We start from the raw sequence: 12,355 nt of genomic DNA, 5'->3' as shown, positions 1-12,355 counted from the left end.
TTCCGCAAAATTATCGTAAAATAAAGAGTAAATGATAAAATGAGGTCAGAGTCTGTTTGCTCTGACGATAGTAGTATAAATGAGGAGAAACGCTTTGGAATTAGAAGTATTTGCTGGGCAAGAAAAAAGTGAACTATCTATGATTGAGGTAGCGCGTGCTATCTTGGAACTTCGTGGTCGCGATCATGAGATGCATTTTAGCGATCTTGTAAACGAAATTCAAAACTACCTTGGAACATCAAACAGCGATATCCGTGAAGCTTTGCCTTTGTTCTACACAGAGTTGAACTTTGACGGTAGCTTCATCTCACTTGGAGACAACAAATGGGGTCTTCGTTCATGGTATGGTGTGGACGAAATCGACGAAGAAATCATTGCTCTTGAAGAAAATGACGACGATGAAGTAGCACCAAAAGCTAAGAAAAAACGTGTCAATGCCTTCATGGATGGTGATTCAGATGCCATTGACTATAATGCGGATGATCCAGAAGACGAAGACGCATACGAAGCAGATCCAGCACTTTCATACGATGATGAAAATCCAGATGATGAGAAAAATGAAGTGGAAGCTTACGATGCAGAAATCAACGAAATCGCCCCAGATGACTTGGGTGAAGACGTGGATCTCAACGAAGAAGACGACGAGTTTTCAGATGATGATACTGAAAACATCGAGGAATAAAAGTTAGCTATTGACAATTATCCTATTTTTAGGTATCATATTGTTCGGGCACCTCTTTTAGAGGTCGGGGCTCCCTAGTTCTTAGGGAGCTATTTTTGTTTTTTCAAGAAGTTATCTTCTTGTATTTTAGTTGTGAATCTGGTGCAGTTGTCCCAGATTATTCTTATTAGTAGGGTCTTGTTTTCTATGTCCCCTCGTAGTTAACAAGGCCTTGAGCATTTTAGAAAGAGGAATCTATGTCTACGAAATATATTTTTGTAACTGGTGGTGTGGTATCGTCTATTGGGAAAGGGATTGTGGCAGCGAGTCTGGGCCGTCTCTTGAAAAATCGTGGTCTCAAAGTAACGATTCAAAAGTTTGACCCTTATATCAATATTGATCCGGGAACTATGAGTCCTTACCAGCACGGGGAAGTTTTTGTGACAGATGACGGAGCTGAGACAGATTTGGACTTGGGTCACTATGAACGTTTCATCGATATTAATCTCAACAAATATTCCAACGTGACAACTGGTAAAATTTACAGTGAAGTTCTTCGTAAGGAACGCCGTGGAGAATACCTTGGGGCAACTGTTCAGGTTATTCCTCATATCACAGATGCTTTGAAAGAAAAAATCAAGCGTGCCGCTCTAACGACTGATTCTGATGTCATTATCACAGAGGTTGGTGGAACTGTCGGGGATATCGAGTCCTTGCCATTTCTAGAGGCCCTTCGTCAGATGAAGGCAGATGTGGGTGCAGATAATGTCATGTACATTCATACAACTTTGCTTCCATATCTCAAGGCAGCTGGTGAAATGAAAACCAAACCAACTCAACACTCTGTCAAAGAATTGCGTGGCTTGGGAATCCAGCCAAATATGTTGGTTATTCGTACAGAAGAACCAGCTGGTCAAGGAATTAAAAACAAACTGGCCCAGTTCTGTGATGTGGCACCAGAAGCCGTTATCGAGTCTTTGGATGTCGAACACCTTTACCAAATTCCATTGAACTTGCAGGCACAAGGTATGGACCAAATTGTCTGTGATCACTTGAAATTAGACGCACCAGCAGCGGATATGACAGAGTGGTCAGCTATGGTGGACAAGGTCATGAACCTCAAGAAACAAGTCAAGATTTCCCTTGTCGGTAAGTATGTTGAGTTGCAAGATGCCTACATTTCTGTGGTTGAAGCCTTGAAACACTCTGGTTATGCCAACGATGCAGAAGTTAAAATCAATTGGATCAATGCCAATGATGTGACAGCAGAGAATGTGGCGGAACTCTTGTCTGATGCAGACGGAATTATCGTACCAGGTGGTTTTGGTCAACGTGGCACAGAAGGGAAAATTCAAGCCATCCGCTATGCGCGTGAGAATGATGTTCCTATGTTGGGTGTCTGCTTGGGAATGCAGTTGACTTGTATCGAGTTTGCTCGTAACGTTTTAGGGCTTGAGGGCGCCAATTCCGCAGAACTTGCACCAGAAACAAAATACCCTATCATTGATATCATGCGTGATCAGATTGATGTTGAGGATATGGGTGGAACCCTTCGTTTGGGGCTTTATCCATCTAAGTTGAAACGTGGCTCTAAGGCAGCAGCTGCTTACCACAATCAAGAAGTGGTGCAACGCCGCCACCGTCACCGTTATGAGTTTAACAACGCCTTCCGTGAGCAGTTTGAGGCAGCAGGCTTTGTCTTCTCAGGAGTTTCTCCAGACAATCGTTTGGTCGAAATCGTGGAAATTCCAGAAAATAAATTCTTTGTAGCGTGTCAGTATCACCCTGAACTTTCAAGTCGTCCAAACCGCCCAGAAGAACTCTACACTGCCTTTGTGACTGCAGCAGTTGAGAACAGCAATTAGCAAAATCAGAACCTTTGAGAAGAATCTCAGAGGTTTTTTACTTGCATATTTAGGATATGAGTTGCAAAATAAAAACATAGTGATATAATTAACATAACAGAAACTAAGGAGGATTTACAATGAAAAAAATCACATTATTTGGTTTGTCTCTAGCTGGTCTAGCTTTACTAGCTTTCCCTCATTCGGGAAAGGCCTTCGATCTTGAAGAAGAGTGGGTTATTAAGGGTGGCGTTAAGTATCAAGATGGCAAGATTCTTCGGTTTAACAATGGTCATGAAGTGGATATTAAAGTTTTAGATTTGCCAAAAACCGAGAAAATCGAGTGGACAGTCAGTCTCAATGGTCAAGATCAGACTGTCAATTTCCTAGGTCAAGAAAAGGACAAGTCTATGGTCGGTACAGAGGGGCGTTACCTGAATTTCTACGTACCTTATGGCTATAGAGGAGATATCAAGGTAGAAGCCAAGAGCGGAAATGAAGTAAAGACCTGGTCCACTAAAGTGGTAGATGACGTTTATAATGGTGGAAAGAGTGGTTACTACCGTATTGAAGAATCAAATAATCAATACACCTACCTTGATACTAAATGGGACTATCAAACCAAGACTTACACTGCTACCTTACCAGAGACTGTCAATGGTCAAAAAGTCTATGCTTGGGCAGACTATGACAATGGTGAGTTGAAGCTCGAAAAACTAAAAACTATCAGTCATAAATATGATGATGGAGGAGCTTTCAGAGAACTTTATCCGATTGTAAAAGCAGAAAGCTGGCTAAAATCAAACCAAAACTGGTACTATCAAAAACAAGGTCAATTAGTGCAGAAGGATTGGATTAAGGACAAGGGAACTTGGTACTTTATGAATGATAAAGGGATCATGTTCAATCAAACTTGGCTTTATCAAGGTAGCAACTGGTATGCCTTTAAATCATCAGGAGCCATGATTGCGAGTGACTGGCTTTACGACCAAGGCAAGTGGTACTATTTATCAACTTCAGGAGTCATGAAAGCAAGCACTTGGGTTTATGACAAGGGAGAATGGTATTATGTAAGTTCTTCGGGTGCCATGCTAGCGAATGATTGGGTCAAAGATAATGGCAAGTGGTATTATCTAGCTTCATCAGGTAAGATGCTTCGCAATACCTACACCCCTGATGGTTACTACGTTGGCAACTCAGGTGCCTGGCAATAAGAATAATACTCTTCGAAAATCTCTTCAAACCACGTCAGCTTCATCCACAACCTCAAAGCAGTGTTTTGAGCAACCTGCGGCTAGCTTCCTAGTTTGCTCTTTGCTTTTGATTGAGTATAAGAAGTCCTTTTCCTTAAAGGAAGGGGCTTTTTACTTGCTTTTCTGCTGCTTCCTCATTTGTCCTAAAGCCTTTTTTGTGTTAAAATGAATGGTATGAAAGCTAAAAAAATGTGGATGGCAGGTCTGGCTCTGCTTGGTATTGGGAGCCTTGCCCTTGCTACGAAAAAAGTTGCAGATGACCGTAAGCTCAGGAAGACTCAGGAAGAGTTGACAGCGATTGTACGAGACCATTTTTCAGACATGGGGGAAATTGCGACTCTCTATGTTCAAGTTTATGAAAGCAGTCTGGAGAGCTTAGTTGGTGGCGTCATTTTTGAGGATGGCCGTCATTATACCTTTGTCTATGAAAATGAAGACCTAGTCTATGAGGAGGAAGTTTTATGATACAACCAGCAAGTTTAGAAGAATTAGCATCCTTGGTAGAAAAAGATGGCAAGAAGGTCTTTCTTTTTGTAGCAGACTGGTGTGGTGATTGTCGTTACATCTATCCTGCCTTGCCAGAAATTGAGGAGACCAATCCAGAGTTCACCTTTATTCGAGTGGATAGAGACCAGTATATGGATCTAGCTAAACTCTGGGATGTATACGGAATTCCTAGCCTTGTTGTTCTAGAAAAAGACAAGGAAATTGGTCGTTTTGTTAATCGCGACCGTAAAAGCAAGCAACAAATTAATGACTTTTTAGCTGGACTGAAATAGGAGAAAAGGAAACAATGATTTTTACATATAATAAAGAACATGTCGGTGATGTCCTTATGGTCATCGTGAAAAATAGCGGAGATGCCAAACTGGATGTGGAGCGCAAAGGCAAGGTAGCCCGTGTTTTTCTCAAAGAGAATGGGGAAACAGTGGCTTGGAATATTTTTGAAGTTTCAAGTTTGTTTGAAATTGCAGAGCGCGGTCAAGTCTTTTTATCAGATGAGCAAGTCGCTCGTTTGAACCAAGAATTGCAGGCGGAAGGTTTTAAAGAAGAAATTGTCAATGACAAGGAACCTAAGTTTGTTGTTGGTGAAATTGTCGAGATGGTAGCCCATCCTGATAGTGACCACCTTAACATCTGCCAAGTTGCAGTCGCGAGTGACAAGACAGTGCAAATCGTTGCAGGGGCTCCCAATGCGCGTGTCGGGTTGAAAACCATTGTAGCTCTTCCAGGAGCAATGATGCCCAAAGGGAATCTCATTTTCCCAGGTGAGCTTCGTGGTGAAAAGAGTTTTGGCATGATGTGTAGTCCTCGTGAACTTGCCTTGCCAAATGCTCCGCAAAAGCGTGGTATTATTGAATTATCAGAAGACCAAGTTGTCGGAACTCCATTTGATCCAGCTAAACACTGGACTGCCTAAGAAGTTGTTAGTATCTGATAGACCAGATAGAAGGAAATAAGATGGCAAAAAATGTAGTGATTACAGGGGCGACATCAGGAATTGGTGAAGCGATTGCGCGTGCTTATCTGGAGCAGGGTGAGAATGTCGTTCTAACAGGACGACGGACAGACAGACTAGAAGTCCTAAAGTCGGAGTTTGCAGAAGCTTTCCCAAATCAAAATGTCTGGACCTTTCAACTAGATGTGACGAATATGACCATGGTGAAGACTGTTTGCTCCAATATTCTAGAAACGATAGGTCAGATTGATATTCTGGTCAACAATGCCGGACTGGCTCTAGGTTTAGCACCTTATCAGGACTATGAAGAGTTGGATATGTTGACCATGCTGGATACCAATGTCAAAGGTTTGATGGCAGTCACTCGCTCTTTCTTGCCAGCAATGGTAAAAGCCAATCAAGGACATATCATCAACATGGGGTCAACCGCAGGAATCTACGCCTATGCGGGTGCCGCTGTTTACTCAGCTACCAAGGCAGCGGTTAAGACCTTTTCGGATGGACTGCGAATTGATACCATCGCAACGGATATCAAGGTTACAACCATTCAGCCTGGGATTGTCGAAACAGATTTTTCGACGGTACGTTTTCACGGTGATAAAGAACGAGCTGCGTCCGTTTACCAAGGAATCGAAGCTTTGCAAGCTCAGGATATTGCAGACACAGTAGTCTATGTGACCAGTCAACCTCGTCGTGTGCAGATTACAGATATGACCATCATGGCCAATCAACAGGCGACAGGTTTCATGGTTCATAAAAAATAAAAAATTTTCTCGAAAAGTTACAAATTTCTGTAACTTTTTTTGATTTCCTACGAATAGATAAGTAGGAGGAAGAAAATATGTATAATAAAGTTATCTTGATTGGACGTTTAACGTCTACACCAGAATTGCACAAAACCAACAATGACAAGTCAGTAGCGCGTGCAACCATTGCTGTGAATCGTCGTTACAAAGACCAAAATGGGGAGCGCGAAGCTGACTTTGTCAATATGGTTCTATGGGGCAGACTAGCAGAAAGCTTGGCCAGCTACGCAACTAAAGGTAGTCTTATCTCTGTGGATGGAGAACTTCGTACCCGTCGCTTTGAGAAAAATGGTCAAATGAATTATGTGACTGAAGTACTTGTCACAGGATTCCAACTTTTGGAAAGTCGTGCTCAACGTGCCATTCGTGAAAATAATGCAGGACAGGATTTGGCAGATTTGGTTTTGGAAGAGGAGGAATTACCATTTTAAACATAAAAAAGTCTGAGTTGGTCTCAGGCTTTTTATCTTGAGAAAGTCAGACTTTTTTCTTGACTATTTCTGACCAAGTGATACAATAGAATTATGAATTAGCACTCAAGTGTAAAGAGTGCTAATGATATCTATCTCATTATGGAGGAAATCAGATGTTGAAACCATTAGGGGACCGTGTGGTCTTAAAAGTAGAAGAAAAAGAACAAACTGTTGGAGGTTTTGTCCTCGCAGGTTCAGCCCAAGAAAAAACCAAAACAGCTCAAGTTGTGGCTACTGGACAAGGTGTTCGTACCTTGAACGGTGACTTGGTTGCTCCAAGTGTTAAAGCTGGAGACCGTGTCTTGGTTGAAGCTCACGCAGGTCTTGATGTCAAAGATGGCGATGAAAAGTACATCATCGTAGGCGAAGCTAACATCTTGGCTATCATTGAAAAATAGAAGGAGAAAGTAAGTATGTCAAAAGAAATTAAATTTTCATCTGATGCTCGTTCAGCTATGGTCCGTGGTGTCGATATCCTTGCAGACACTGTTAAAGTAACCTTGGGACCAAAAGGTCGTAACGTTGTGTTGGAAAAATCATTTGGCTCACCCTTGATTACCAATGATGGTGTGACCATTGCCAAAGAAATCGAATTGGAAGACCACTTTGAAAATATGGGTGCCAAATTGGTATCAGAAGTAGCTTCAAAAACCAATGATATCGCAGGTGACGGAACGACAACTGCAACTGTCTTGACACAAGCAATCGTCCGTGAAGGAATCAAAAATGTCACTGCAGGTGCCAATCCAATCGGAATTCGTCGTGGGATTGAAACAGCAGTTGCCGCAGCAGTAGAAGCCTTGAAAAATAATGCCATCCCTGTCGCTAATAAAGAAGCCATCGCTCAGGTTGCTGCTGTCTCTTCTCGTTCTGAAAAAGTCGGTGAGTACATTTCTGAAGCCATGGAAAAAGTTGGCAAAGACGGAGTCATCACTATCGAAGAGTCACGTGGTATGGAAACAGAACTTGAAGTTGTGGAAGGAATGCAGTTTGACCGTGGTTACCTTTCACAGTACATGGTGACAGATAGCGAAAAAATGGTAGCTGATCTTGAAAATCCATACATTTTGATTACTGATAAGAAGATTTCAAATATCCAAGAAATCTTGCCACTCCTAGAAAGTATTCTCCAAAGCAATCGTCCACTCTTGATTATTGCGGATGATGTTGATGGCGAAGCTCTTCCAACTCTTGTTTTGAACAAGATTCGTGGAACCTTCAACGTAGTAGCCGTTAAGGCACCTGGTTTTGGTGACCGTCGCAAAGCCATGCTTGAAGATATCGCCATCTTAACAGGCGGAACAGTTATCACAGAAGACCTAGGTCTTGAGTTGAAAGATGCGACAATTGAAGCTCTTGGTCAAGCAGCGAGAGTAACTGTGGACAAAGATAGCACGGTTATCGTAGAAGGTGCTGGAAATCCTGAAGCGATTTCTCACCGTGTTGCAGTTATCAAGTCTCAAATCGAAACCACAACTTCTGAATTTGACCGTGAAAAATTGCAAGAACGCTTGGCGAAATTGTCAGGTGGTGTAGCAGTCATCAAGGTCGGAGCTGCAACTGAAACTGAGTTGAAAGAAATGAAACTCCGCATTGAAGATGCCCTCAACGCTACTCGTGCAGCTGTTGAAGAAGGAATCGTTGCAGGTGGTGGAACAGCCCTTGTAAATGTTATCCCTGCCGTAGCTGATTTGGAATTAACAGGAGACGAAGCAACGGGTCGCAATATTGTTCTCCGTGCTTTGGAAGAACCTGTTCGTCAAATCGCCCACAATGCAGGATTTGAAGGCTCTATCGTTATCGATCGTTTGAAAAATGCTGAAGTTGGTACAGGCTTCAATGCAGCAACTGGCGAATGGGTTAACATGATTGATCAAGGGATTATCGACCCAGTTAAAGTGAGTCGTTCAGCTCTACAAAATGCAGCATCTGTAGCCAGCTTGATTTTGACTACGGAAGCAGTCGTAGCCAATAAACCAGAACCAGCAGCCCCAGCTCCAGCAATGGATCCAAGTATGATGGGTGGGATGATGTAAGCTTTCTATAGAAAACAACTTATAAAAAACACAAAAGGAGGGAATGGCTATTCCTCCTTTTTATGATATTCACTTCTAAATAGATTTGAGCTCTCCTAACTTATATGATAAAATAAGACTATAAAAAGGAGAAGAACATGATCGATGTAGAAGAAATTCTGAGCAAGATGAACCTCAATCAGAAGATTAATTATGACCGTGTCATGCAGAAGATGGTACAAGTATGGGAGAAAAATGAGCAACGGCCAACCATTCTCATGCACGTTTGCTGTGCCCCTTGCAGTACCTATACCCTCGAATATTTGACCAAGTATGCAGATGTGACAATCTATTTTGCCAATTCTAATATCCATCCCAAGGCAGAATACCATAAGCGTGCCTATGTGACTAAAAAGTTTGTCAGTGATTTCAATGAGCGAACTGGCAATAGCGTTCAATACCTAGAAGCTCCTTATGAACCTAACGAATATCGTAAACTGGTTCGAGGTTTGGAAGAAGAGCCTGAAGGTGGCGACCGTTGCAAGGTTTGCTTTGACTACCGACTGGATAAGACAGCTCAAGTGGCTATGGACTTGGGCTTTGACTACTTTGGCTCAGCCTTGACCATCAGTCCTCATAAGAATTCTCAAACCATTAATAGTATCGGAATCGATGTGCAAAAAATTTATACAACCCACTATCTTCCAAGTGATTTCAAGAAAAATCAAGGCTACAAACGTTCGGTAGAGATGTGTGAAGAGTATGATATCTATCGTCAATGTTATTGTGGATGCGTCTATGCAGCCCAGGCTCAGAATATTGATTTGGTTCAGGTTAAGAAAGATGCCACAGTTTTCTTGCTGGATAAGGATGTTGAAAAAGACTATTCCCATATCAAATTTACAGTTACAAAATTAGATATATAAGGATAAGCCCAGCTGTAAAGCTGGGTTTTTAAAATAAAAAAACCGGGGTCTTAACCCCAGTTTGACAACTTTACCGATTCTTTAGTTCTACATAGCGCTTGTACCAAATGTTTACATAGGCTTCTGAGAAAGGACCTCGTCCATTGTTAATCCAATCAACAAGAATTTTGACATGTTCTTTTAAAATATAGTCCAAGTCATCGGAATAATTCATTTTGCGTTTGTGACGCTCATACTCCTCAACGTCCAAGAGACGTTTCTCTCCATCTGTAAAAATTTTAACATCCAAATCGTAATCAATATACTTCAGTGCTTCTTCATCCAGATAGTAGGGGCTAGCCATATTGCAATAGTAGGAAATTCCATTATCACGAATCATGGCAATGATATTAAACCAATATTTCTTGTGAAAGTAAACAATAGCCGGTTCTCGAGTGACCCAACGACGACCATCACTTTCGGTAACCAGTGTATGATCGTTGACACCAATAATGGCGTTTTCTGTTGTTTTTAGTACCATGGTGTCCCGCCAAGTTCGGTGGAGACTCCCATCATGCTTATAACTTTGAATTGTAATAAAGTCGCCTTCTTTTGGAAGCTTCATAACTAACCAACTTTCTACAATTTATAAGTTTATCGTTTACTATTGTACCATAAAATTACCTAAAATCTGTGAATTTTACATGAAAATATTAAAGATATTCTCTGAGAGCGCTTGCTATATCCGAAAAATCGTAGCCTTTTCGTGCTAAAACTTGAGTTAAACGCTGTTTAAGTTCGTATCCTTCATATTTTCGGGCATACTTAGCATATTGCTTATCAAGTTCCTTGAAGATGAGTTCCTGAGTCGTTTCTTGATCAACTTGACTATCCAACTGGTCAAAAGCAGTTTTAGCATCAGAATAGGAAAACCCCTTGTTGGTCAGATTTTGGATTATCTTATCTTGCAAGGCACGAGCTGGAAGTTTTCCCTCATATTTTTTCAATAGTTTATTAGCTACACGTTGAGCAACTTCAGAAAAATCAAATTCTTTCAAGTTCTCTTCTATAGTAGATTTTGAAATCCCTTTTTGAGCTAGTTTCTGAGTCAGTACATAAGGACCCTTGTCTCCTGAAAGTTGATTGGCATTGATGATAGCATAAGCGTACTGAGCATCATTAATCCACTTATCTTCTTTAAGATTAATAATGACTTGAGAAACGATGTTTTCATCAATATCGTATTTTTTCAGATATTCTCTGACCTCTTTTTCAGTACGTGCTTTAAAGGATAGGTGGTAGAGGGCTAGATTCTTACCGTAAGAAAATTGGGCAAAGTCCTGAATATCTTTCAATTCTTCTTCACTTATCACCTTATCTCTTGATAACATAAAACGAACAATAGTATCTTCAGTAATGTAGCATTTGTCGCCATTATCAAGCTCCATCAGATAGAGTCTTTTTTTCTTTTCAAGTTTTGTGATTTTCATAGTTCTATTATAACTCAAAATGTGATAAGATAGGGGTATGAATCTGAAAGTGAAACAAAAAATACCATTAAAAATTAAGCGCATGGGAATTAATGGTGAGGGAATCGGCTTTTATCAAAAAACATTAGTCTTTGTGCCTGGTGCTCTCAAAGGAGAAGATATCTATTGTCAGATTACTTCTATTAAACGTAACTTTGTTGAGGCAAAATTACTGAAGGTCAACAAGAAGTCTAAATTTCGAGTTGTGCCGGCTTGTACTATTTACAATGAATGTGGAGGCTGCCAAATCATGCACCTGCATTATGATAAGCAGCTGGAGTTCAAGACGGACTTACTTCACCAAGCGCTGAAAAAATTTGCTCCTGCAGGATATGAAAACTATGAAATCCGCCCGACGATTGGAATGCAGGAACCCAAGTACTATCGTGCTAAGTTACAATTTCAGACTCGAAAATTTAAAAATCAGGTCAAGGCGGGCTTATATGCACAAAGCTCTCACTATTTAGTAGAGTTGAAAGACTGCCTGGTACAAGACAAGGAAACCCAAGTGATTGCTAATCGTCTAGCAGAATTACTTACTTATCACCAGATTCCAATCACGGATGAGAGAAAAGTTCTAGGTGTTAGAACTATAATGGTCCGACGAGCAAGAAAGACTGGACAGGTTCAGATTATTATTGTTATAAATCGTCAGCTTAATTTAACCCTGCTGGTAAAAGATTTAATTAAAGATTTTCCAGAAGTTGTGACAGTAGCTGTTAATACCAATACAGCTAAAACCAGTGAGATTTATGGTGAAAAGACAGAGATTATCTGGGGACAAGAGAGTATTCAAGAAGGTGTACTCGATTATGAATTTTCACTATCTCCTCGAGCATTCTATCAACTAAATCCTGAACAAACAGAAGTCCTCTATAGTGAGGCTGTAAAAGCCTTGGATGTTAATAAAGAAGACCATTTGATTGACGCTTATTGTGGAGTTGGAACGATTGGATTTGCCTTCGCAAAGAAAGTTAAAACATTAAGAGGTATGGATATTATTCCAGAAGCCATTGAAGATGCCAAGCGAAATGCTAAAAGAATGGGATTTGACAATACTCATTATGAAGCTGGAACGGCAGAAGAGATTATTCCTCGCTGGTATAAGGAAGGCTACCGAGCAGATGCTCTGATTGTGGATCCACCACGTACAGGTCTGGACGATAAGTTATTAGATACTATTCTTACCTATGTACCAGAAAAGATGGTCTATATTTCTTGCAATGTTTCGACCTTGGCTCGTGATTTAGTACGCTTAGTAGAAGTCTATGATCTTCATTATATCCAGTCGGTCGATATGTTCCCACATACAGCTCGAACGGAAGCTGTTGTAAAATTAATTAGAAAAGTTCAAAAAAGTAGTTGACAAGTCAGAAAAAGTCTGTATAATAGTAAGAGTTGAAAATAACA

Annotated in this window: 14 protein-coding genes; 12 read left to right on the top strand and 2 right to left on the bottom strand. The window is 40.8% G+C overall.

Annotation, left to right across the window (positions count from 1 at the left end):
* The first annotated feature begins 94 nt into the window (after window positions 1-94).
* The 11 genes from rpoE (at window position 95) to JQ843_RS03905 (ending at window position 9,437) form a co-directional block, all read left to right on the top strand.
* Window positions 95-682, top strand: a complete 588-nt coding sequence (rpoE, locus tag JQ843_RS03955) for a DNA-directed RNA polymerase subunit delta (RefSeq protein WP_000418409.1) — start codon at window positions 95-97, stop codon at window positions 680-682.
* A 236-nt stretch (window positions 683-918) separates the two neighbouring features.
* Window positions 919-2,526: a CTP synthase gene (locus JQ843_RS03950; protein WP_064276273.1), complete on the top strand. Its 1,608-nt coding sequence runs from the start codon at window positions 919-921 to the stop codon at window positions 2,524-2,526.
* Between the two features lie 119 nt (window positions 2,527-2,645).
* Entirely contained in the window at window positions 2,646-3,719 is a 1,074-nt protein-coding gene (locus JQ843_RS03945; RefSeq protein ID WP_203212949.1) for an N-acetylmuramoyl-L-alanine amidase family protein, read from the top strand.
* 204 nt (window positions 3,720-3,923) lie between these two features.
* Complete coding sequence (locus tag JQ843_RS03940) at window positions 3,924-4,223, top strand: DUF4651 domain-containing protein (protein WP_033684800.1); 300 nt, start codon at window positions 3,924-3,926, stop codon at window positions 4,221-4,223.
* Window positions 4,220-4,537, top strand: a complete 318-nt coding sequence (locus JQ843_RS03935; RefSeq protein ID WP_000615777.1) for a thioredoxin family protein — start codon at window positions 4,220-4,222, stop codon at window positions 4,535-4,537. The genes JQ843_RS03940 and JQ843_RS03935 overlap by 4 nt, the downstream gene beginning before the upstream one ends.
* Before the next feature lie 14 nt (window positions 4,538-4,551).
* Window positions 4,552-5,178 carry a YtpR family tRNA-binding protein gene (ytpR, locus tag JQ843_RS03930; RefSeq protein ID WP_203212948.1) on the top strand — a complete coding sequence of 209 codons (627 nt, stop codon included), beginning with the start codon at window positions 4,552-4,554 and terminating at the stop codon, window positions 5,176-5,178.
* A gap of 41 nt (window positions 5,179-5,219) precedes the next feature.
* Window positions 5,220-5,981: an SDR family NAD(P)-dependent oxidoreductase gene (locus JQ843_RS03925; protein ID WP_203212947.1), complete on the top strand. Its 762-nt coding sequence runs from the start codon at window positions 5,220-5,222 to the stop codon at window positions 5,979-5,981.
* A 77-nt stretch (window positions 5,982-6,058) separates the two neighbouring features.
* Window positions 6,059-6,454, top strand: coding sequence for a single-stranded DNA-binding protein (locus JQ843_RS03920; RefSeq protein WP_064276278.1), 396 nt, complete (start codon window positions 6,059-6,061; stop codon window positions 6,452-6,454).
* A gap of 155 nt (window positions 6,455-6,609) precedes the next feature.
* Window positions 6,610-6,894 (top strand): co-chaperone GroES, encoded by a 285-nt coding sequence (gene groES, locus JQ843_RS03915; RefSeq protein WP_000917337.1) that lies wholly within the window; start codon window positions 6,610-6,612, stop codon window positions 6,892-6,894.
* 15 nt (window positions 6,895-6,909) lie between these two features.
* Window positions 6,910-8,532 carry a chaperonin GroEL gene (gene groL, locus JQ843_RS03910; protein WP_000031580.1) on the top strand — a complete coding sequence of 541 codons (1,623 nt, stop codon included), beginning with the start codon at window positions 6,910-6,912 and terminating at the stop codon, window positions 8,530-8,532.
* A gap of 137 nt (window positions 8,533-8,669) precedes the next feature.
* Entirely contained in the window at window positions 8,670-9,437 is a 768-nt protein-coding gene (locus JQ843_RS03905; RefSeq protein ID WP_004258744.1) for an epoxyqueuosine reductase QueH, read from the top strand.
* Between the two features lie 70 nt (window positions 9,438-9,507).
* Here JQ843_RS03905 and ntdP read toward each other — a convergent pair whose 3' ends face one another.
* Together ntdP and recX are read right to left on the bottom strand one after the other, a co-directional pair.
* Window positions 9,508-10,041, bottom strand: coding sequence for a nucleoside tri-diphosphate phosphatase (gene ntdP, locus JQ843_RS03900; protein WP_000775316.1), 534 nt, complete (start codon window positions 10,039-10,041; stop codon window positions 9,508-9,510).
* 88 nt (window positions 10,042-10,129) lie between these two features.
* Entirely contained in the window at window positions 10,130-10,906 is a 777-nt protein-coding gene (gene recX / locus JQ843_RS03895; protein WP_049499824.1) for a recombination regulator RecX, read from the bottom strand.
* Between the two features lie 37 nt (window positions 10,907-10,943).
* Between recX and rlmD the strand changes: the two genes are divergently transcribed.
* Entirely contained in the window at window positions 10,944-12,311 is a 1,368-nt protein-coding gene (gene rlmD / locus JQ843_RS03890; protein ID WP_203212946.1) for a 23S rRNA (uracil(1939)-C(5))-methyltransferase RlmD, read from the top strand.
* The last annotated feature ends 44 nt before the right edge of the window (window positions 12,312-12,355 follow it).

The organism is Streptococcus mitis (assembly GCF_905187495.1).
Taxonomy (GTDB): domain Bacteria; phylum Bacillota; class Bacilli; order Lactobacillales; family Streptococcaceae; genus Streptococcus; species Streptococcus mitis_CU.
This window is presented reverse-complemented; position numbering and strand designations above follow the sequence as displayed.